Source organism: Alloprevotella sp. OH1205_COT-284 (assembly GCF_003859795.1).
Lineage (GTDB): Bacteria > Bacteroidota > Bacteroidia > Bacteroidales > Bacteroidaceae > Alloprevotella.
The window spans coordinates 1-20806 of sequence record NZ_RQYI01000001.1 but is presented as its reverse complement, the minus strand read 5'-3'; the positions used below and the strand labels follow the sequence as shown (position 1 = coordinate 20806).

The 20806-nt window shown below is 52.8% G+C and carries 18 protein-coding genes; 8 read left to right on the top strand and 10 right to left on the bottom strand.

All coding sequences use genetic code 11. From position 1 onward, the window contains the following. Positions 1–16: 16 nt before the first annotated feature. Both rnr and EII14_RS00080 read left to right on the top strand, forming a co-directional pair. Positions 17–2359 carry a ribonuclease R gene (rnr, locus tag EII14_RS00085; RefSeq protein WP_124930536.1) on the top strand — a complete coding sequence of 781 codons (2343 nt, stop codon included), beginning with the start codon at positions 17–19 and terminating at the stop codon, positions 2357–2359. 220 nt (positions 2360–2579) lie between these two features. Continuing rightward, positions 2580–3131 carry a hypothetical protein gene (locus tag EII14_RS00080; protein ID WP_124930535.1) on the top strand — a complete coding sequence of 184 codons (552 nt, stop codon included), beginning with the start codon at positions 2580–2582 and terminating at the stop codon, positions 3129–3131. A 366-nt stretch (positions 3132–3497) separates the two neighbouring features. Here the strand turns inward: EII14_RS00080 and ahpF are convergent, their stop codons facing one another. Together ahpF and ahpC are read right to left on the bottom strand one after the other, a co-directional pair. Continuing rightward, on the bottom strand, positions 3498–5054 hold the full coding sequence (ahpF, locus tag EII14_RS00075; RefSeq protein WP_124930534.1) for an alkyl hydroperoxide reductase subunit F: 1557 nt from the start codon (positions 5052–5054) through the stop codon (positions 3498–3500). A 100-nt stretch (positions 5055–5154) separates the two neighbouring features. Beyond that, the gene (ahpC, locus tag EII14_RS00070) at positions 5155–5721 is read right to left on the bottom strand and encodes an alkyl hydroperoxide reductase subunit C (protein WP_124930533.1); all 567 of its coding nucleotides are present in this window, start codon (positions 5719–5721) and stop codon (positions 5155–5157) included. 230 nt (positions 5722–5951) lie between these two features. Here ahpC and EII14_RS00065 point away from each other — a divergent pair, with 230 nt between their 5' ends. Then, on the top strand, positions 5952–6884 hold the full coding sequence (locus tag EII14_RS00065) for a LysR substrate-binding domain-containing protein (protein WP_124930686.1): 933 nt from the start codon (positions 5952–5954) through the stop codon (positions 6882–6884). Between the two features lie 846 nt (positions 6885–7730). Here EII14_RS00065 and bcp read toward each other — a convergent pair. The 7 genes from bcp to EII14_RS00030 all read right to left on the bottom strand — a co-directional run bounded on the left by bcp (position 7731) and on the right by EII14_RS00030 (position 12905). Beyond that, the gene (gene bcp, locus EII14_RS00060; RefSeq protein WP_124930532.1) at positions 7731–8192 is read right to left on the bottom strand and encodes a thioredoxin-dependent thiol peroxidase; all 462 of its coding nucleotides are present in this window, start codon (positions 8190–8192) and stop codon (positions 7731–7733) included. Between the two features lie 48 nt (positions 8193–8240). Beyond that, complete coding sequence (locus EII14_RS00055) at positions 8241–8519, bottom strand: hypothetical protein (protein WP_158608279.1); 279 nt, start codon at positions 8517–8519, stop codon at positions 8241–8243. Continuing rightward, complete coding sequence (locus EII14_RS00050) at positions 8494–10107, bottom strand: RNA-binding domain-containing protein (protein ID WP_124930530.1); 1614 nt, start codon at positions 10105–10107, stop codon at positions 8494–8496. Before EII14_RS00050 ends, EII14_RS00055 begins: the two co-directional genes overlap by 26 nt. A gap of 33 nt (positions 10108–10140) precedes the next feature. After that, on the bottom strand, positions 10141–10902 hold the full coding sequence (locus EII14_RS00045; RefSeq protein WP_124930529.1) for a YaaA family protein: 762 nt from the start codon (positions 10900–10902) through the stop codon (positions 10141–10143). Positions 10903–10965: 63 nt separating this feature from the next. Continuing rightward, a complete protein-coding gene (locus EII14_RS00040; protein WP_124930528.1) occupies positions 10966–11496 on the bottom strand; it encodes a nitroreductase in 531 nt (176 codons plus the stop codon). 23 nt (positions 11497–11519) lie between these two features. After that, positions 11520–11999 carry an S-ribosylhomocysteine lyase gene (locus tag EII14_RS00035; protein WP_124930527.1) on the bottom strand — a complete coding sequence of 160 codons (480 nt, stop codon included), beginning with the start codon at positions 11997–11999 and terminating at the stop codon, positions 11520–11522. 210 nt (positions 12000–12209) lie between these two features. Continuing rightward, positions 12210–12905 (bottom strand): 5'-methylthioadenosine/adenosylhomocysteine nucleosidase, encoded by a 696-nt coding sequence (locus tag EII14_RS00030; protein ID WP_124930526.1) that lies wholly within the window; start codon positions 12903–12905, stop codon positions 12210–12212. Positions 12906–13000: 95 nt separating this feature from the next. On the opposite strand from EII14_RS00030, the gene EII14_RS00025 reads away from it, so the two are divergent. Beyond that, the gene (locus tag EII14_RS00025) at positions 13001–15643 is read left to right on the top strand and encodes a YfhO family protein (RefSeq protein ID WP_124930525.1); all 2643 of its coding nucleotides are present in this window, start codon (positions 13001–13003) and stop codon (positions 15641–15643) included. A gap of 42 nt (positions 15644–15685) precedes the next feature. Here the strand turns inward: EII14_RS00025 and EII14_RS09570 are convergent, their stop codons facing one another. After that, entirely contained in the window at positions 15686–15814 is a 129-nt protein-coding gene (locus tag EII14_RS09570) for a hypothetical protein (RefSeq protein WP_255422046.1), read from the bottom strand. A 103-nt stretch (positions 15815–15917) separates the two neighbouring features. On the opposite strand from EII14_RS09570, the gene EII14_RS00020 reads away from it, so the two are divergent. The 4 genes from EII14_RS00020 to EII14_RS00005 all read left to right on the top strand — a co-directional run bounded on the left by EII14_RS00020 (position 15918) and on the right by EII14_RS00005 (position 20594). Continuing rightward, the gene (locus EII14_RS00020; protein ID WP_124930524.1) at positions 15918–16505 is read left to right on the top strand and encodes an FKBP-type peptidyl-prolyl cis-trans isomerase; all 588 of its coding nucleotides are present in this window, start codon (positions 15918–15920) and stop codon (positions 16503–16505) included. 20 nt (positions 16506–16525) lie between these two features. Beyond that, positions 16526–17437 (top strand): FKBP-type peptidyl-prolyl cis-trans isomerase, encoded by a 912-nt coding sequence (locus tag EII14_RS00015; protein WP_124930523.1) that lies wholly within the window; start codon positions 16526–16528, stop codon positions 17435–17437. A 107-nt stretch (positions 17438–17544) separates the two neighbouring features. Further along, positions 17545–18420: an FKBP-type peptidyl-prolyl cis-trans isomerase gene (locus EII14_RS00010; protein ID WP_158608278.1), complete on the top strand. Its 876-nt coding sequence runs from the start codon at positions 17545–17547 to the stop codon at positions 18418–18420. A gap of 299 nt (positions 18421–18719) precedes the next feature. After that, the gene (locus tag EII14_RS00005) at positions 18720–20594 is read left to right on the top strand and encodes an SLC13 family permease (protein WP_124930521.1); all 1875 of its coding nucleotides are present in this window, start codon (positions 18720–18722) and stop codon (positions 20592–20594) included. Positions 20595–20806: the final 212 nt, after the last annotated feature.

The following is a 20806-nucleotide window of genomic DNA, read 5'->3' as shown; positions in this document are numbered from 1 at the left end:
CAATACCTACAACGCCATGGCCAAACAAAGTAAAGGCAAACGCCTCAACAAAAAAGAAATTCGCAACCGGTTGCTTCTCGTTTTCGAGCAGAGCGGAGGCGAAGAACTGAACGTGAAAGACATCTTCCGGCAAGTCGGAGTCGGAACCCACCCGGCCAAGATGATGACCCTCGACGTGCTCAACGAATTGGTGTTCGACGATTTCCTATCGACCGATAAAAAAGGCAATTATCGACACGCCGTGCGCGAGGTGCAGGTCATCGAGGGCGTGTTTCGCCGCAAGAAAAACGGACACAACGTCTTTGTGCCCGACGACGGAGGAAAGGACATTCTCGTCACCGAGCGCAACTCCCACCATGCTCTCGACGGCGACCACGTTCGCGTGACGATGCTCGCCCGACGACGCGGACACACCCGTGAGGCCGAAGTGACCGAAATCATCAAACGGGCGAAAGACACCTTCGTGGGCAGATTGCAGGTGGAAAGAGGCTATGGCTTCTTGATCACCGAGCGCGCCCTCGCCACCGATATTTTCATTCCCAAAGACCGGCTCAAAGGCGGAAAAAACGGCGACAAGGTGGTCGTGAAAATCACCGATTGGCCGGAAAACTCAAAAAGCCCGATCGGGAAGGTGATCGACGTGTTGGGAGCACAGGGAGAAAACGATGCCGAAATGCACGCCATTCTCGCCGAATACGGCCTGCCCTATGTTTATCCCAAACATGTGGAGCGGGCAGCCGACAAACTCGAACCCGGCATCACACCCGAAGAGATTGCCCGACGCGAAGACTTCCGCGACGTGCCCACATTCACCATCGACCCGCGCGACGCAAAAGACTTCGACGACGCCCTTTCCATCCGACCACTCGGCAGTGGAAAATGGGAGGTGGGCGTACACATTGCCGACGTGAGCCACTATGTGGAAGAAGGAGGTACCATCGACCGCGAAGCCTTCGACAGAGCCACGAGCGTATATCTCGTAGACCGCACCATACCGATGCTGCCCGAACGCCTCTGCAACTTCATCTGTTCTCTTCGGCAGGACGAAGAAAAATTGGCCTATTCCGCCGTGTTTGAAATGAACGAAAAGGGCGACGTGCTTAAATTCAGAGCCGTCAAGACCGTGATTTGCAGCAATCGACGCTTCACCTACGAAGAAGCGCAAAACATCATCGAGCGCAACGGACAGGCTTCGCCCGACGACCTCGCCACTCCCGGCGATCACCCCCAAATCGATGGCAGCTTCGACCAACCCAAAGGAGAATGGGGCAAAGAAATTCTTTGGCTCGACCGATTGGCCAAACAGCTCAGGGCGCGTCGCTTCCAAGCCGGAGCCATAGGCTTTGACCGGCCGGAGGTGAGGTTTGAAATCGACGAAAAAGGAAAGCCGCTTTCCACCTACGTCAAAATCGCCAAAGACGCCAACAAACTCGTGGAAGAGTTTATGCTATTGGCCAATCGCTTCGTGGCGGAAAGCGTGGGAATCGTGCCCAAAGGCAAACAGCCGAAAGTCCTGCCCTATCGCATTCACGACGTGCCCGACCCCGAAAAAATGGAAAAACTGCGCGGCTTTGTCGCCAAGTTCGGCTACAAGGTGCGAACCGAAGGCACAAAGACCGACGTGTCGAAATCGCTCAACAAACTCTTGGGCGAGGTGAAAGGCAAGAAAGAAGAAGGCGTGATCGAAATGGTCGCACTCCGCGCCATGATGAAAGCGCGCTACTCCGTACACAACATCGGACACTACGGCCTCATGTTCCGCCACTACACCCACTTCACCTCTCCCATACGTCGCTATCCCGACCTTTTGGTACACCGCCTGTTGTCAAAATATGCCGCGGGCGGTCGAACGGTGAGTGTCACAAAATACGAAAGTCTGTGCGAGCATTGCTCCGAACGCGAACAGATTGCCGCCACGGCCGAGCGAGCGTCCATCAAATACAAGCAAACGGAATTTATGGGCGAGCGCATCGGACGGGAGTTCGACGGTGTGATTTCGGGCGTGACGGAATTCGGCATCTATGTGGAAGACGTGCTCACCAAATGCGAAGGTATGGTGCCGTTGCGCGATCTGTCGGGCGACTACTACGAGTTCGACGAAGACAACTACCGCCTCGTGGGACGCCGCACCAAGCGCATTTACAATTTGGGCGACAAGGTGAGATTTCGCGTAGAACGCGCCAATCTCGAACGCCGACAGCTCGATTTCTCCCTCATCGAGGACGAAAACTATGTGCCGCCCGTTCCTAAAAAAGCCCCTTCCTCGAAAGGGCGCAAGAGCTCTCCGGCCGAGTATGGACGCAAAAAAGCGAACAAGAAGGCCGATGCGGGAGGTAAGAAAAAAGGAAAACGCCGATAAAAGAAAAGGCGTCTTCCGAAAAATGATCTCCCGACAGTGTACGAAAGGAGGACTATGCTTTTGACAAACATCCCTACTTTATTCGTGATGTGCTCGAACCTTTGGCTATGTATCAACCATTTTTTTAGGGTGAACATAATTAAGATTCAGGTGTTCAAACCAAATCGCCATAAATAGGTATTGTGTAGTCTTTTTACTATCGCTTCTTTTGAGAAAAAATATGAATGAGAAATTAAAATATTTATTTCTTTCCTTAGTAATATTGCCTACTTGCTTATATGCACAACGAGAGCAAGGGATATTCGTAGAGTTATTGGGGGCATCAACTACGGTGGGAGTTCACTATGATACACGTTTTAATGAACATACCCGGTGGGGAGGAAGAATCGGCTTCTCCTATACCAACTCCAAATCTCAAGATTTTTTTGAGTCTGCTCCGGAGAATACAACCGGTTGGAGTTTTCCCATAGCTGTAAATTATCTTATTGGTAAAGGAAGACATCATGCAGAAATCGGTATGGGATTCAGTTATGGACTTTATGAATGCAAATACCATGACAAAGCAGGGAGAGAGGTTCAGTATGACAGATCAGGCACCTTTGTCTTTTGGGATTTAGGTTATCGCTATCAGTCTAAACATGGTATTATGGTACGCGCAGGGATTAATCCCGGCATGGCTTTGGGAAGGCACGACCAATTAGGAGAAAATGACCATGGTGTTGATCGTGCGGCAGTTATTTATCCTTATATAAGTTTTGGTCGTAATTTTTGATAAGAAATGCTGTATGGTAAAAATCTGATTTTTCTGTTCAATGCCCTTTTGGAAAGTTGTTTTACGAAAAATGAAGGATTTCAACTCAAAATCTCTAACCTCTTAAATTTTACGGGACAGCAATATCGCAAAAAGCACCAATATCATCGCAAAACGGACGATATTGGTGCCGGAAAAAAAGAAAGGATAGTCAGAAAATTATATTTCATTCAAAGACCTGTTTCGCCGTTTCGGTGATCGGGTCTTTGTGCGTTTGGTTGGGGGAACTGCCGTTTGAGGTCGCTGTAAAACTCCTCAAAGCACATATCACTGCCTGATGAACAAAATGATGTTTCAGTGGATATGTCGTTTTTCGGCCGTCGTCGTTCAGATGATGCCGCGCACGCGGTCGTCGAAAGCCGCGAGAGCCGCTTTGGCACCTTCGCCGATGGCCACGACGATTTGCTTGTAGGGAACGTCGGTCACGTCGCCGGCGGCATAAACTCCCTGTGTGGCGGTGCGACAGAAATTGTCGACGGGAATTTCGCGGCGGCCGTTCAGTTCGAGGGTTTCGGCAAACGGCTGCGTGTTGGGCGAAAGGCCGATTTGCACAAAAATGCCTTCGAGCTCGATGTCGCGCTCGGCGTCGGTGGTGCGATCTTTCACGCGGATGGTTGTCACTTTTTCGCCATTGCCCAAAACGGCCGTTGTTTGCGAAGAGGTGAAGATTTCCACATTGTCAAGACTGCGAGCTTTCTCCTGCAACACGGTGTCGGCACGGAGCGTGTCGGCAAATTCCAACACGGTGACGTGGCTGCACAAACCGGCCAAGTCGATGGCCGCTTCGATGCCGGAGTTGCCGCCGCCGATCACGGCCACGCGTTTGCCTTTGTAGAAAGGCCCGTCGCAGTGGGGGCAGAAGTGCACGCCGCGCCCCATGTAGTCGGCCTCGCCTTCGACGCCGAGTTTGCGCCATCCGGCTCCCGTGGCGATGATCACGGCCGGCGCGGTGAAGACTTCACCGCCTTTGACAAAGACTTGTTTTTTCTTGTCGGAGAAATCGGTGTTTTCGATGCGTCGGTTTTCGTAGATGTCAATGGGATAATCGGCCATGTGTCGGGCAAAGTTGGCGGCCAGTTCGGCTCCCGTGGTGTGCGGCACGGAGATGAGGTTTTCGATGCCCACGGTTTCTTTCACCTGTCCGCCGATGCGTTCGGCCACAACGGCTACTTTCAAGCCTTTTCGCGCGGAGTAGACGGCTGCCGCCGAACCGGCGGGGCCTCCGCCGACAACCACGACGTCGTAGTCGTAGACAATCGGTTCGGCCGAAGCGTCGGGCACGGAGCCGAAGGTTTCTTCGAGCTTATCCAAAACGGAGGCCAGTTCGCCGCGGCCGCTGTGTACGAGTTTACCGTCGGCAAACACGGCGGGAACGCCCTGCAAGCGGAGCGCATCGACTTCGTCTTGGAAAAGTGCGCCATCAACCACTTCGTGTGTGATGTCGGGGTGAACGAGTGCGATGATGTTGAGGGCTTGCACCACGTCGGGACAGTTGGTGCAAGAGAGCGAAACATAAGTGGTGAGGTGAATGGGGCTGTTGAGCGCGGCGATGCGGCGCAACAGGGCGGCGTCGGGCAGGTTTTTGCCTTTGCCGTCGGCATTGAGCACGGCGAGCAGGAGCGACGTAAATTCGTGCCCTCCCGGTATGCCGCGAAAGCGAATGCCGGTTTCCTTGCCGTCTTTCAAAATCGAAAAATCCAATCGTCCTTCGGCCGCGGTCGTTTTCAGGGTGATGCGTTCGGAGGTTGATGCAAATTTTTGGAGAAAGTCGGAAAACTCGCCGTAAGCGGAGTGGCGTTCGTCGGCATGAAAGTCGAGAACATACGTTCCTTCGAGAACGGCAAAAATATCTTTTACTTGTTGAATGAGAGCTGTGTCGAGCATTGATGGTATTTGTTTGTTGGTAAAAAATGGCGCGAAAGGATTAGTTTTTCACCATCCCTCCGCGCCTCTGAAAACCTACATTATCATTTGTTTCATCTGCTTAGATCTTACCCACGAGATCGATGCTCGGTTTGAGCGTCTCGCCGCCTTGCTTCCACTTGGCGGGACAAACTTCGCCTTCGTGAGATGCCACAAAGAGGGCTGCTTCCACTTTGCGAAGGAGTTCGTCGGCGTTGCGGCCGATGCTGTTGTCTTGAATTTCGGCAATCTTGATTTTTCCTTCGGGGTTCACCAAGAAAGTGCCGCGATAGGCCAAACCTTCTTCTTCGATGTGCACACCGAAACCGCGAGTCAGCACACCGGTGGGGTCGGCCAACATGGGGTAGTTGATCTTCTTGATGCTGTCGCTCGTGTCGTGCCATGCCTTGTGGGTGAAGTGAGTGTCGGTGCTTACGGAATACACCTCAACACCTTGTGCCTTGAATGCTTCGTATTTTTCGGCCAAGTCCACGAGCTCTGTGGGGCAAACGAAAGTGAAGTCGGCAGGATAGAAGAAGAAGATCGCCCACTTGCCTTCGATGTCGGCGTTGCTCACGGTTTTGAATTGTCCGTTGTGAAAAGCCTGAACCTTAAACTCAGGTGCTTGTGCGTTGATGATGGATTGCATATTATTATGAGAGTTTTATGTGTTTGAGTCTATGTTTCTTTGGATTACGATGCAAAGGTAGTGTTTTTGCTTCGGCCTGCAAACAGAAATCATCTATTGCATCATAGAAAAAATCTATCGGCTCTCTGCCAATCCCTTTCTCCAAAAGGGATAAAGGCTGTTTTTACATTGAGTTTCAAAATAAAAATTATAACTTTGTGGCATCAATCCAAACCTTTCCGATCACAGAAATGACACTCCAACAATTAGAATATGTGGTGGCCGTGGCCGAACATCGCCATTTTCTCAAAGCCGCCGAAGCCTGCGACGTCACGCAACCCACGCTCAGCTCGATGATACAGAAATTGGAAGAAGAACTGGGCATCAAAATCTTCGACCGAAAGCAAAAGCCGATCGTCACGACGTCCATGGGCGAAAACATCGTGGAGCAGGCTCGCCTCATGCTCCGACAGGTGAAAAACCTGCGCGACAGCATCGCCGAAGAAAAACAATCGCTCAACGGCACTTTCCGCATCGGCATTCTGCCCACCATCGCTCCCTATCTCATACCGCGTTTTTTTCCACGCATCACCCGAAAATACCCTCATCTCGACCTGCGCATCACCGAGATGAAAACACACACCATCAAGCAATCGCTCGATCGAGGCGAAATAGATGCCGGCATCTTGGCGCAGCTCGACGGCATGGACGAGTATGAAACCAACCCGTTGTTTTTTGAACAGTATTTCGTCTATGTTTCCGACGCCAACCCTCTCCACAACCTCCCCTCGGTGCGCACCACCGACTTGCGCGACCAACCGCTGTGGTTGCTCGACGAGGGGCACTGCTTTCGAGATCAGCTCGTCAAGTTCTGTCATCTGAAAGGCGCGATCCACAGCCAGAAGGCCTACAAGCTCGGCAGCATCGAAACCTTCATGCGTATGGTCGAAAGCGGAATGGGTGCCACCTTCATTCCCGAACTCTGCACCCTCCAACTCTCCCCGGCTCAACAACAGCTCGTTCGTCCTTTTGCCGTGCCCGTACCCACCCGAGAGGTGGTGATGCTCACTTCCAAAGACATCGTGCGCCGAAGCCTGCTCCGCATTCTCGTCGAAGAAATACGACAATCCGTGCCGTCTGATATGCTGAAACTCAGCAAAACGCAAAAACGGCTTTTTGAATGACCCGCCGCCGTTGCTCCACCCACACAAACCGCCGCTTCGCCCCTCGTCGGGACGAAAGCGGCGGATTTTTGATTTTCCGGCAGTTTGCGAAACGGTTTTCATCTTCGGCAACCTCGATTTTGGATCTTCGCCCATGCCCGACCAAGCAACGGAAAGAGCAGGCAAAACACGACTGCCTCCGAGTTGCACATCTTTACCTCTGAGGCAGGCATTTCTACCTCTGAGGTAGGGAAATCTACTTCCTTTCGGAGCGAAAAAACAGCCTCTCTCGCGCGCACGCGCGTATCCCTTATTCATTGTTTTTGCCTTCACTGCCTTCGCAAAATGAGAAAAGTTGTTGAATATCAATGTGTTTCGTGCGAAGGCAAGTGAAGGCAAAATAAATTCTCTGTTTGCAGTTGTTTGAAAATCAGTGTGTTGAAGCGATTTTTTGCCTTCACGGCATGGGGAAAAGGCCGTTTTACGCACCGCAATGGCGGAAGCAGGTGAAAGCAAACACCTCGTTTTGCCTTCACCGTTATGTTTTGATTTTCAGTTGTTTGAAAATTGCTTCGACAGTTTGCCTTCACTTGCCTTCGCACGAAATCCGCTGAAAATCAAATAAAAAGGCGTTTTAGCGGAGGCAAAACGGCAAAAACAAAAAAATAGGGGGATAAACGTCGGAAAATGGCCGTTTCATCGGCGTCGCGATCGAAGCGAAAGTGGCGGCCGCGGCGACGGGGCGAACGATGAGGTTTTTTGTTTCGACAAATCGCCGCCTTTGGAAATCTGAGAGGCTGTGAAAACAGAACTCGACCGCAGAAAATCGGCGGTCGGGTTATGCAGGTTCGAGAGGCGGTCGGTTTTTTACGGACGATGATGTTTCAAAATCTGTTCGGCGTGAGTTTTCGTTTTAATTTGTCGCGGTGCGAAAACGTGTTCCACGCGTCCCTCTTCGTCGATGAGGAAAGTGGTGCGAAGCAATCCCATCGTGATGCGTCCGTACATATTTTTTTCGCCCCACACTCCCATGGCTTCGATCAGCTTTTTGTCGGTGTCGGCGATGAGGCGGAAAGGCAGTTGTTGCTTTTCGATGAAACGGCGATGGCTCTCCTCGTTGTCGGCACTCACGCCGATCACTTCATAGCCCGTTTCGAGCAATTCGTCGTAGTGATCGCGCAGCGAGCAGGCCTCGGCGGTGCATCCGGGTGTGTTGTCCTTGGGATAGAAGTAGAGAATGATTTTCCGGCCTTTGAAGTCGGCCGTTTTCACCTCGTTTCCGTTTTGATCCGTTCCGAGGATTTCGGGTATTTTGTCTCCTATGTTCATGGGGAGTAAGGGTTTAATAGTGCTTTTAGTATTGTTGTCTTTATCTTGTCATGATGTTTTTGTCGGGGTGCGATAAGCCTGTTTTCTATGCTTGGGCATATTGGGATATAAGTAGGCCAGTTTGTTTTCTGCAATGAGATCCCCCAATATCCGTTTGAACAGATAGTCCGGATTTCTTCGGAGATAATGTCCGAGTTCTTCTTTGGAAAGAGGGCGAATGGCACAGAGGCGGCAAATGATTTCTGCCAATTTTTCTTTGGTAATCTTTTTGGGAAGTTCTTTTACGATAGCAGCCAGTTGTTCATCGGATATTTGCTTTTTGTTCATCGGATATTTGCTTTTGTTCATCGGATATTTGCTTTTGTTCATCGGATATTTGCTTTTGTTCATCGGATATTTGCTCTCCGATAAAGGTGTTGTTGCCACCAATCGTGTATTTTTTTCCTCTTCCATAGCCTGTGGAAGATAAGAAACCTTTGATCGCCAGTTTTTTTAGAAGTTTAGAGAGATCATAGGTGTGCAACCCCATTTCTCCATATAAGGCGGAATGGTTGATTTCTCCGTATGAAAGAGTAAGACATAAAAGGCGAATGGCATCGCCTTCGAGAGAAGACAATTCTTCTTTTCCAAACCTTCTGTTCAGCTCGGAGAGAGCTTCGTCGGGAAGCAGTCTGTTGAGCGACAAGGTCAGTGTGACGCGTGCCGGTAGGGCGGTTTCTTCTACAAAAGGTTTCCTGAAATTACCTTCTCTCCATCCTTTCAGAATGATACTCACTCCACTACCGGCTTTTTCGGCTCCTCCGATCAGCATGAACATTTGAGAGATGATTTTGTTTCGACAAATGCTCTCTCCTCCTTCATAGTAACGAGAAATGGGTATCAGCAAATCGCCCGGATTGGAAAAGCGGATGGCATCTGGCAACGACTCGATGATGAGATGGGCTTCGGAGGAGTAATCGGCGTGTATCAGTGTGTTGAAGAGTGCTTCTCGAAGAGTTTTATGCAGGGGGCTGTCGTCTATTCTGATGCCGTTTTTCAATGTGAAAGGTTGTGGCACTCGTTTATAGAGTTGTGGTAGAACGCGACGGTAAAACTGAAACAAATTCGCCTCCCACGTTCCGTCGGGATAGATGCGGTCGTCCCATCGTTCGTTGCTGTCTTGAAAAATCCGCTCTTGGAAATCGGGAAAGAAATCATGCAACTCTTTGGCTTCAACAATGCTTGTCCATTTTCCCAACACCAGCAAGCCGCCCACTGTTACTCCTTCTTGTCGGGTCGTGCGGTCGGTGCGATAAGCTCCGATGTGAGTCAGAAATTCTTTGTCCGTTCCAAGCAGCCAAGGGTGTCCCGGACTTCGATTGTCCAGAGCCTGACGATATTGGCGGAGTGTTATGGGATCGATGTCTTCTTCGATGGTGAAACCCTCGATGATCCTGCTGTCGAATGACTGCCGTGTATTGGCATCGGCAAACATGCGGTTGATTTCTTCCCGTGTGCATTTGTAGTCGCCTTCATGGTTGCGTTTATAAGTATTGCCATAAGGCGTTTGTTTTCGGAAGACAGGGCGGTCTTGGTAGTGCGCTTTGGGAACGGAGAAAGATATGATCCCCAGTTTTTCGTTGATGATGACATCCTTCTCGCTCAAAAGATTGTGGCTGATGGTGCTCGGATTGTTCACATCGTTCCAAAACTTCTTTTTATATTCCTCCAACACCGTTAGAGGTAAACGCATGGGCGCGAAACCTCTTGCACTTTCTTTCACTCCGATGATAATGGTTCCTCCCTGTGTATTGGCAAAGGCCGAATAGGTTTCCCAAAACGAGTCGGGAAATCCTCCTTTTCCTTTCTTGAATTCAAGTTCGTAGTTCTCCGTATAGAGGTCTATAAACTCTTGGAGTTGCAGTTCAAAGTCCATGATGAGAATGCGTTTTGCAGTGTTTGGGTAGGTTTACCCCAACACCCACTTGCCGTTGTGGGGCGTGCTGAGTTCGGGGCGGTAGGCAAATCCTTCGTATTCAAAGTCGGAGAGGGCATCGAGCGAGTCGATACGCCGCGTGATGAGGTGGCGCGCCATCGCACCGCGCATCATTTTTGTGTAGACCACGATTGTTTTGAGGCGGTCGCCTTGATCCACGTGAAAGTCGGGGGCAAAGACGTTGAGTGTTTTTTGCACGCGCTTCCAGTCGAAAAGCTGTTTCATCTCCGCACTGGCCAAAAAGATCAGAATGCCGTCGTCGGCGAGGGTGCGCCCGATGAGCGCGTCGGTGAGCCGCTCGCGCCAAAATCGGAAAAGGGTGGCTCCGTCGTGGTCGGGCAGGCGGACGTTGCCTTCGAGGCGGTAGTTTTTGATTTCGTCCAAGGGGCGGAGCAGGCCGTAGAGGAAAGACGTTATCGAGAGATGCTCCTGCGCAAAGCGGAAGTCGGCTTCCGAAAACTCGGAGGCGCGCAGGTGTCGGTAGGCCATGCCCGTGTAGGAGAGTACGGCCGCGGCGCGCGGTTCGGGATCGAGGAAGTCGTGATAACGCTGCTTGTTGAGCGCGGCCAGTTGGGAGTTGATGCCCAAGAGTTGCGAAAGGTTTTCGGTCGAGAGTTCGCTCATTTGGAGGGCATGGCTTTCGGCTTCGGCCTGAAAGAGCGGACGGGTGGAAAACGGCACTTCGACGGCGGCGGTGGGCGTCATGTCTTTGGCCGGCGAAAGGAGGATTTGCATGGTTGTGGAGCGTGGGGTGAAACGTGGGGTTTTCCGATGTCGGGGGCGGTTGGAGCGGTCAGGTCAGTCCACTCGATACACTCTGCCCTCGCGACGCGGAGGAGCCGTCGGCAATTGGCCGTCGGGATAGCCGAGGGCGAGCTGCCCAACGCCTTCGTATTCGCACGAGGGGTCGATGCCGATTTCGGCCAACCAAGCCTTCCACTCCGGGCGGTCGAAGGTTTGGAGGGCGCGGTGTATCCAGCAGGAGCCCAATCCCTCGGCGTGGGCGGCGAGCATCATGTTGCCCAGTGTCAGACTGCCGTCGTATTGTCGGTTCGGGCAATCGGTGCGCGCCAAGACGATGAGGATGACCGGTGCGCCATAGAAGGGATCGAACCCCGGTCTTCCCAAGATTTCGGCATTGACTTCGGTGAGGCGTCGGCGCACCTCGGCGTTGGTCACGGCGATGATGGCGGGGCTTTGTTGGTTTTTGCCCGATGCGGCATAAAGTCCGGCTTCGATGACGCGGTCTGTTTTTTCGCGCTCGACGGGCGTGGAGAGGAACTTGCGGCAGGAGCGTCGCGTGAGGATGGTGTGCAGGGTTTCGTTCATGGGGAAAGGGTTGAGGGGTTGTGTCAATCGGGGTAGGAGAGTTGGTCTTCGGAAATGTTGCGCAATACCTCGTCGAGATACTTCCGAGCCTCCCATTTGGCAATGTTGAGATCCATTAGGCGGTAGTTACCGCAATCGCGCGGAGTGGCTCCGGGAATGTCGCCCTCGAAATCGGCAACAAACTCGAAGGTTTCGACGAGCAGGGGGATAATTTCGCGCGAGGTGAGGTCGCCGCGCAGAATGAGGTAGTTGCCCGTGAGGCAGCCCATGGGACCCCAATAGATGACGCGCTCCGCCCACGCGGGGTGGTTGCGCAGGAAGGTGGCGGCGAGGTGTTCGATGGCGTGCAGGGCGTTGATGTGGAGGGCGGGTTCGCGGTTGGGCTCTTTCATGCGCACGTCGAAGGTGGTGACGATGTCGCCGCCGACGGCATCTTGCCGACTGACGTAGACGCCGCGGCGGAGAGTGAGGTGATTGACGGTGAAGGAGGGTATTTTTTTCATGTTCAAAAGCTGTGGGTTGAGGTTGCGTGGCGGAGGAAACCGCCTTTGAGGTGGGAGAATTTAGCTCTGAGGTGGAAAATTTTAGCTCTGAGGCCGAATTTTTTAAGTCTGAGGTAGAAAACTCCGGCTCTTAGGCCGCTTTTCGCGGCGGTCTGCGGGAGATGTGGAAAAGGCTCGTGCGGCAATCTGCGGGCAGCGGAGAGGGCAGGGTCAGAGGTTTTCGAGAAAGCGGCGCGTCACGTCGAAAGATCGGTGTGCCATTTCGCCCCAAAAGTCTTGATACTGTTGCCAATGGTTGTCCACTCCGGGCGTGTCGCTGACGATGCGGAAACTCAAAAACGGAACGCCGTGTACGTGGCACGCATGGGCAATGGCTGCACTCTCCATGTCTACGGCCAGACCGTCGGGGAAATCGGCTTTGATTTGTGCCAGTGTCGCAGGGTCGCTGATGAATTTGTCGCCCGTGCAGATCAGGCCGGTGCGGATGGTGGTTTCGATGGTAGGATCGTCGGCCAGTCGTGTCGCGGTGTGGAGCAGTCGCTCGTCCGATGCAAAGCGTTCGGGCAGCCCCTGCACTTGTCCGTAGGCGTTGCCCTCGCCGCACCACACGTCGTGATACACCGTGGTGCGGCTCGCCACGACGTCCATTACGTTCAACCCCTCGTCGATCCCTCCGGCGCAGCCCGTGCTCACCACCGCGTCGGGGCGGAAGCGGGCTATGAGGGCGGTGGTGCCGATGGCGGCGTTGACTTTGCCGATGCCGCATTGCATGAGGACGACGTCGTGTCGGCCGATTTGTCCGAGGGTGTAGGTGTGAATGCCTTCGACCACGCTGTCGGGGCATCGGAGCAGTTTGCAAATCTGTTCGTGTTCGACCGACATGGCCGTGAGAATACCGATTTTCATAAAGGAGTGGTGATTTATTTCTTGGCAAAAATACGGATTTCCGCTCGGCTTGATGTATCTTTGCAGGGAAATAATCCAAAAAACGCTTGAAAATCATGAAAGAATTCCTCAAACGTTCGTGGCCGGATGTCGCGGTCGTGTTTGCTTTCCTCGTGCTGAGTTTCGTTTATTTTGCTTCGCCCGTGAGCCGCGGCTTGGTGCTCGGCGGCCACGACACCGTGGCCGGCATGGGCTTGGGGCAGGAGCAGACGGCCTTCTTGGAAGCCACGGGCGAACGCACCCGGTGGACGAACAGTGCCTTCTCCGGAATGCCCACCTATCAGATTTCGCCCTCCTACGATTCGACCGATGCGCTCGGCGTGGTGGGCAGGATCATCGCCCTTTTCACCACGGGCCCCGTGTCCTACCTGTTTCTCTACCTGTTGGGCTTCTACATTCTCATGCGCGCATTCCGTTTCAAACCGCTCCTGTCGGCGTTTGGTGCGGTGGCTTGGGCTTTTTCGAGCTACTTTTTCATCATCATCGCCGCCGGACATCTTTGGAAAGTCAGTACCTTGGCTTTCATTCCCCCCACCATTGCCGGACTCGTCTTGGCCTATCGGGGCAAATATTTGTGGGGCGGATTGGTCACGGCTTTGTTCACCGCCTTGCAGGTGTTGAACAACCACATTCAGATGACCTACTACTTCCTCTTTCTCATGGCCTTTCTCGTCGTGGCTCATGCCGTCGATGCGTTTCGCAAGGGTGAGCACCTGCGTTGGTGCAAAGCCACGGCCGTCGTCGTGGCAGGAGGGCTGATCGGGGCTTTGATCAATCTTTCCAATCTCTATCACACTTGGGAATACTCCAAAGAATCGATGCGCGGAGCGGGCGAACTGAGCTCCAAAACCCAAACCGATCTTTCGGGACGGAAGGCCACCGGAGGGCTCGATCGCGAATACATCACCGCGTGGAGCTATGGCATCGACGAAACCCTCACGCTGATGATTGCCAACTTCAAAGGCGGCGGTTCGCAAAGCATCATGGAGCGCGACGACGCGCAAGACATCGAGGGCTACGACGACTTCTACAACCACGCCTCCCAACTCTATCAGGCCACCGGAGGGGGCTATCTGCCCGGAATGTCGCAATATTGGGGCAACCAGCCGATGACGGTCGGTCCGGTCTATGTCGGTGCCATCATCTGTTTCCTTTTCGTGCTCGGACTCTTTGTCGTGCGCGGCCCCACCAAATGGGCATTGCTCGCCGCCACGGTGCTTTCGCTCCTCTTTGCATGGGGCAAAAACTGGATGTCGCTCACCGATGTCTTCATCGACTACCTGCCGATGTATGCCAAGTTTCGCACCGTTTCGTCGGCACTCGTCGTGGCCGAATTCACCATGCCGCTGCTCGCCATCCTCGGTTTGGCCGAAGTGCTCCGCCGTCCCGAAATGCTCGGCCAACGCAGGGGGCGCATTGCTTTCGGCGCGAGCTTCGCCCTCACGGCCGGCCTCTGCCTGCTCTTTGCCCTCGCTCCCGGCGTGGCCGATGTGATGTCGCAGCAGGACCGACAAATCTTCGAGGAAATGAAATCCGCCGGACTGCCGGCCGACTTTCTCTCCGGATATTCCGCCGCCGTCGAAACCATGCACAAGGCCATTCTCTCGGCCGACGCTTGGCGGTCTTTCCTCCTCATCGCCGCTGCCGCACTTCTCATCGTGCTGCACACCCGTCGCCCCAAATTCCTCCCTGCTTGGAGCGTGGTGAGTCTGCTGCTCGTCATGACGCTGGCCGACATGTGGAACGTGAACCGCCGCTATCTCAATGCCGACAGTTTCTCTGAGCCGGAGGCGCGCCAACAGGGCTTTGCAAAAACCGCCGCCGACCTCAAAATTCTGGCCGACAGCGATCCCAACTTCCGAGTCGCCAATCTCGGCGTGGGCAACCCGTTCAACGAAACTTCCAACCAAACGGCCTATTGGCACAAATCCGTCGGCGGCTATCACCCCGCCAAACTTCATCGCTACCAAGACCTCATCGATCGCTATCTGCTGGATGAATGTGTGGCCGTGACCGCTGCCGTCAATCGAGCCTATGCCTCCCTCACCGCCGACTCGGCCGCCCTCGCAGCCAAAGGCCTTGCCGATGAAGACCGCCTCTTTGCCGCCGTGATGCAGGGCGTGCCGACCGACAGCCTCTCTCCCGTGCTCAACATGCTCAACACGAAGTGGTTCATTCTCTCGCAAGGCAAAGTCGCTCTGCGCAATCCCTCGGCCAACGGCAACGGGTGGTTCGTGCGCTCCCTCCGAATGGTCGACAACGCCGATGCCGAAATCGCCGCCTTGAAACACCTCGACAACAAGCGCGAGGCCGTGGCCGACAAGCGTTTTGCCGATCGTCTTGACGGTTCGCCGCTTGGCGAAGGACGTGTCAATCTCACGAGCTACTCGCCCAACGAATTGCGCTACACCACCGAGAGTGCCCAAGGCGGAGTGGTGGTATTCTCCGAAATCTACTATCCCGGCTGGACGGCCTCCATTGACGGAAAAACGGTAGAAATCGGCCGTGCCAACTACCTCCTCCGTGCCCTTAAAGTGCCGGCAGGACGCCACGAGGTGGTCTTGACGTTCCACCCAAGCTCGGTGAGCACCACCGAAACCGTGGCACGCATCGCCTTCTGGCTCTTGATGCTCGGTTTCGCCTTCGTCTTGCTGGGCGATCGCCTCCCGAACTTCCGCAAGCAACGCCCGACAAGTTAAAACGCCCGACCCGATGTGTAGGAAAAAGCCGTCTCGAAATCTTTATGGTTTCCAGACGGCTTTTTCCGTTTCGCAACCGCGCATGCGGCATTCGGGAGCAGAAGCGACTGCGAGGCTTTCTCGGAAAACGGCAATGAACTTCGCCGAATGGTACTCGCAGTTGGTTTCCATGTGATAAAATGAACGAAAAAACAGATTTGACAAGATATTGATTTTCAATATACGAAATAAATGTGTATTTTTGCTTGCTGAAATACGATAAGATTAAAAACGAATGAATAAACTTTCTTACGCCCTCGGCCTGATCATCGGCCAAAACATCAAGGGCATGAACATCAAAGAACTGGAAACGGCAGACTTCATGCGCGCCGTGGATCAAGTCATGAGCGGAGAGCGCCTCGAAATGACCGAAGTGCAAGCGCAAGGCATGGTGCAGGAATATCTGCGCGAACAGCAGGAAGCCGCGGGCAAGGAAGCTCGTGAAGCCGGCGAAAACTTCTTGGCTGAGAATGCTCGCAAAGAAGGCATTGTCGTCACCGAAAGCGGTTTGCAATATCAGGTGCTGACATCTGCCATTGGCCAAAAGCCCACGGCGGCCGACCGTGTGCGCTGCCACTACGAAGGTCGTCTTATCGACGGCACGGTGTTCGACAGCAGCTATCGCCGCGGCGAGCCGGCCACATTCCCCCTTTCGGGTGTGATCGGCGGCTGGACGGAAGGCCTGCAACTCATGGCGGTGGGAGCCAAGTACCGCTTCTTTATCCCCTACAACCTTGCCTATGGCGCACAAGGAGCCGGTGGTAGCATTCCGCCCTATGCCGCCCTCGTGTTTGACGTGGAACTTCTCGGTATCAACGAATAAATCAAAACAATATCTCTATAATGAAAAAAGTAATTTTTGGAGCCTTTGTGGCTACCACCGCTCTTTTGAGCGCATGCGAAGGAACCGGACTGCCGAAAGCCGATCTGAAAACCGAAGTGGACACTCTCTCCTATGTTCTCGGAGTGGCCAACAGTCCTTCCGAAGAAGAAATCAAGGCTTATCTCATGCAGGCCGGATGCGACTCGGCCTATGCCGATGCTTTCTTCAAAGGTCTGAAAGATGGGTTGAACGTATCCGACGACAAAAAAGAAATGGCTTATCAGCTCGGTATGCAGAGCGGCATGCAAATCAAAACACGTATGTTCACCGGCCTTGAAAATCAAGTGTTCGCCGGCGACAGCACGCGTCACCTTTCCACCAAGCAGTTTCTTGCCGGTATGATGGATGCCTCCAAGGGCAAGAGCGCCCTTGTGATCGGAAAAGACACCCTCGATCGCCAAAACGTGCAACCTTTCTTCATGTCCATGGTGGAACGCATGACCGCCGCTGCCAATGAAAAGGTTTATGCCGAAGCCAAAAAGAAAAATGAAGACTTCATCGTTCAAAAATCCAAAGAAGACGGCGTGAAGATGCTTCCCCAAGGCGTGTACTACAAGGTGTTGAAGGAAGGCAACGGTGTCGTGGCCAAGGCCGACCAAGTGGTTGAGGTCAAATACGAAGGCCGTCTGATCAATGGCAACGTGTTCGATTCGTCGAAAGAAGAAACCGTGAAATTCCGTTGCGACCAAGTCATCAAAGGCTGGACGATTGCTCTGACCAACATGAAAGAAGGAAGCGAATGGGAAGTTTACATCCCTTGGAACTTGGCCTATGGTGCCAATTCGCAAGGCCCGATCCCTCCCTATTCGGCACTGATCTTCAAAATCACGGTGGTGAAAGTAGCACCTGCCGAACCTAAAGCTGCCAAATAATCTCTTTTTACCTTATCGCTCTTCTCCGCTCGGCAATGTTCGTTTGCCGTTCGGAGAAGAATGTTTTGACATTCACAACCCACAACCTTTTATTTCATCCTCCATTCATGAAATTCCGTTATCTCCTGCTCTGTCTTTTGGCACTCTCCTTGGGAACTGCCACGGCCGACGCCGCTTCCAAAAAGAAAAACAAGAAAGTCGCCAAGGTGGAAATTCCTGCATTGAAATCGGTGTCCTCCTCCGCTTTTTCCTATGCCATCGGCATGGCGCAAGTGCCCAGCCTTTTGCAGTTCGTGCAGCAGCGTCACGGCGTAGACTCCACACAGATCGAAAACTTCATTTCGGGACTCCGCAACAACTACTCCGAAGCCGAAATCGCCCGTATGCGTTCGATTGTCGCCGGTTCTGAAATCGGTCATCAGATCATACAACAAAACGTGCCCCTCATCAATCGTCAGGCCACCGGCAAGGAAGATACGACTTATGTCAATACCGACTTGTTGCTTCAAGGGCTGATCGAAGGTTTGAGAGGCGGCGGAACGCTCACCCCCGACTCGGCTGCCAAAATCGTGGAATCGCAGTTTAAGTATCAAGAAGAACAAGTGAAGAAAGCCAATGCCGATTTCCTCGTGCAGTATAAAAAGCAAAAAGGCGTAAAAGCCACTTCCTCCGGATTGCTCTACAAGGTGGTGAAGCAAGGCACGGGTGCTCTGCCTGCCGACACGGCGCAGGTAGAAGTACACTATGAGGGAAAACTCATTGACGGCACGGTGTTCGACAGCAGCTATCAGCGCGGACAAACCGCCACTTTCGGCGTAACGCAAGTCATCAAAGGATGGACGGAAGCTCTCAAAATGATGCCCGTCGGTTCCGAATACGAGCTTTGTATCCCCTATGAGTTGGCCTATGGCGAGCGCGGTACACGTGGCATTCCGCCCTATTCGACGCTCGTCTTCAAAGTCGAACTGATCGCTATCAAATAGCCCCTTCCCCGCTCTTCGCTCTCAGACCTCCTTCTTGTCCGACGTGGCGAATGGTGTCGATTTTTCATTCCTCTCCCTCCGAAATGCGTTTTCGGGCGGAGAGGATTTTTTGGGGGTGCGCTCTTTTCTGCGAGATGTGTCGGTGCTTTGTCGGCGTCGTTTTTATGCTTATTTTGGTGAAAGTCGTCTTTTTATGTGTTTTTGTTTGTTTTATCTGCGGCAAATCTTTATTTTCGCGCTTGTCGGCGTCTGCCGGCAGGAACACTACAAGATCTTTATCTTTCTTCTCGTTTGTTTTTATGAAAACACTTCATGACCTTGTGAACAACACCCCCGCGGTGCTGACCATTCTCATTTTCTTTTCCACGATTGTGGCTTTTGTGTCTTCAAGAGTGCGTAGCGACATCGTCGCCTTGTGTTGCATGGCCGCTTTGTTGGCTTTTGGCATTGTTTCTCCGAAAGACGCCTTGGCCGGATTTAGTAATTCGAGCGTAGTCATCATGCTGGCATTGTTCATTGTCGGAGGTGCCGTTTTTCAAACGGGTTTGGCCAAGACCGTTTCCCGAAAATTGTTGCGCATGGCCGGCACGAGCGAAACAAAACTCTTTTTTCTGATCATGGGAGTCACCTCTTTTGTGGCAGCATTTGTATCCAACACAGGTACGGTGGCTCTGCTTCTACCCATCATCTTGGCCATGGCTAAAAGTGCCAAAATCAGCCCCTCGAAACTCATGATGCCCTTGGCTTTTGCTTCGAGCATGGGAGGAATGTTCACCCTCATCGGCACCCCTCCCAACCTCATCGTAGATGGGTATCTGCGCGATCATGGTCGGGGCGGTTTTGGCTTTTTCGATTTCGCTCCCATCGGTTTGGTTTGTTTTGTGGCCGGATTGTTGTTGCTCTATCCGCTCAGTAAGTTCTTCATGGGAAAAAAGTCTAAACTCAAAGAAAACGATGAAGACGGACATGCCCTCGTCGAACTCCTCAACGAATATGAACTGGACAGCTTTATTTTCAAACTCCAAATCGGCGACAATTCGCAAATGGTCGGCAAAACACCGCAAGAACTCGACCTGCATCGGCGTTTTGGAGTGACGCTGCTCGAAGAGCAACGGCGAAACAAGTTGCTCGGCACCGTCGTGCAAGAAACCGTCAGTGCCAACACCGTCTTTTCGTCGGGCGATGTGTTGTATGCCCTCGGCACGAGAGAGCACATCAATGAATTGGTGCAAATCTTCAATCTGACGCTCTTTGCGGAAGAAACGCGCGAAGATCATGCGAAACTGGATTTCTATGACCTCGGACTCTCCGAAATACTGATCAGTCCGGAGAGCAAACTCATTAATCTGACCATAGAAGAAGCCGGATTTCGCACGCGCAACAATGTCAATGTGCTTTCCATTAAGCGCGCCGGGCGTTGCATATCGAGCGATGTGCAGCAGCAAACCATTCATTCGGGCGACATGATGTTGGTACACGGAGCTTGGAGCGACATCAAAAAAATGAAGACCAATTTGCGAGAATGGATCATCATCGGCAATCCCGACGAAGAACTCGAAAATGTGGCACTCGATCACAAAGCCCCACTTGCGGCAGGCATCATGAGCGCCATGGTGATGATGATGGTCTTTTCCGATCAGATAGGTATTCCGCCCGTCACAACGGTCATCGTGGCCGGTCTGCTGATGGTTTTGTTGGGCTGCGTGCGTTCCGTTGACACTGCCTATAAAATGATCGGTTGGGAATCGATCGTGCTCATTGCCGCCATGATGTCGATGAGCACTGCGCTTTCTTCCACGGGTATTTCCGATTTCATTGCCACCAACGTCGTGCAGGGACTCCAAGCCTATGGTCCTTGGACAGTTTTGGTCGGGGTTTATATTGTGACTTCGGTGCTTTCTACCTTTATCAGCAACTCCGCCACGGCCATTCTTGTCGCGCCGATAGCTTGGAGTGCCGCAACTCAGTTGGGCGTATCGCCCACCCCCTTCATGATGACCGCCGCCATTGCTGCCTCTGCCGTGTTTGCATTACCCATTTCCACACCGCCCAATGCCATGGTTATGAACGCCGGACACTACACGTTCATGGACTACGTGAAGCTCGGCGTTCCGCTTCAAATCGTCATGGGCATTATTGCCATCTTGATCATTCCCTTTTTCTTCCCCTTCTGATACGGCCGGTTTGCCCGAAACCCGTTTTGATCCATGAGGGGTGTACAAAGGATGCGGTTTTGTGCACCCCGTCGGGTTTGAGATTTTTGTGCCGCGCGGTTTTCCGGCCATTTTTTGTGTTTTCGTCTTTTGGAGGTGATGTCATCTCCCCGGGAAGTGGGATTTTCTACATAAGAGATAGAAAATTCTACTCGTTAGGTAGAAAATCCTTC

Coding starts and splice junctions, on each gene's coding strand:
- rnr (WP_124930536.1), top strand. CDS start 17: ATGGCCAAACAAAGTAAAGGCAAACGCCTCAACAAAAAAGAAATTCGC.
- EII14_RS00080 (WP_124930535.1), top strand. CDS start 2,580: ATGAATGAGAAATTAAAATATTTATTTCTTTCCTTAGTAATATTGCCT.
- ahpF (WP_124930534.1), bottom strand. CDS start 5,054: ATGCTCGACACAGCTCTCATTCAACAAGTAAAAGATATTTTTGCCGTT.
- ahpC (WP_124930533.1), bottom strand. CDS start 5,721: ATGCAATCCATCATCAACGCACAAGCACCTGAGTTTAAGGTTCAGGCT.
- EII14_RS00065 (WP_124930686.1), top strand. CDS start 5,952: ATGACACTCCAACAATTAGAATATGTGGTGGCCGTGGCCGAACATCGC.
- bcp (WP_124930532.1), bottom strand. CDS start 8,192: ATGAACATAGGAGACAAAATACCCGAAATCCTCGGAACGGATCAAAAC.
- EII14_RS00055 (WP_158608279.1), bottom strand. CDS start 8,519: ATGAACAAAAAGCAAATATCCGATGAACAACTGGCTGCTATCGTAAAA.
- EII14_RS00050 (WP_124930530.1), bottom strand. CDS start 10,107: ATGGACTTTGAACTGCAACTCCAAGAGTTTATAGACCTCTATACGGAG.
- EII14_RS00045 (WP_124930529.1), bottom strand. CDS start 10,902: ATGCAAATCCTCCTTTCGCCGGCCAAAGACATGACGCCCACCGCCGCC.
- EII14_RS00040 (WP_124930528.1), bottom strand. CDS start 11,496: ATGAACGAAACCCTGCACACCATCCTCACGCGACGCTCCTGCCGCAAG.
- EII14_RS00035 (WP_124930527.1), bottom strand. CDS start 11,999: ATGAAAAAAATACCCTCCTTCACCGTCAATCACCTCACTCTCCGCCGC.
- EII14_RS00030 (WP_124930526.1), bottom strand. CDS start 12,905: ATGAAAATCGGTATTCTCACGGCCATGTCGGTCGAACACGAACAGATT.
- EII14_RS00025 (WP_124930525.1), top strand. CDS start 13,001: ATGAAAGAATTCCTCAAACGTTCGTGGCCGGATGTCGCGGTCGTGTTT.
- EII14_RS09570 (WP_255422046.1), bottom strand. CDS start 15,814: ATGGAAACCAACTGCGAGTACCATTCGGCGAAGTTCATTGCCGTTTTC.
- EII14_RS00020 (WP_124930524.1), top strand. CDS start 15,918: ATGAATAAACTTTCTTACGCCCTCGGCCTGATCATCGGCCAAAACATC.
- EII14_RS00015 (WP_124930523.1), top strand. CDS start 16,526: ATGAAAAAAGTAATTTTTGGAGCCTTTGTGGCTACCACCGCTCTTTTG.
- EII14_RS00010 (WP_158608278.1), top strand. CDS start 17,545: ATGAAATTCCGTTATCTCCTGCTCTGTCTTTTGGCACTCTCCTTGGGA.
- EII14_RS00005 (WP_124930521.1), top strand. CDS start 18,720: ATGAAAACACTTCATGACCTTGTGAACAACACCCCCGCGGTGCTGACC.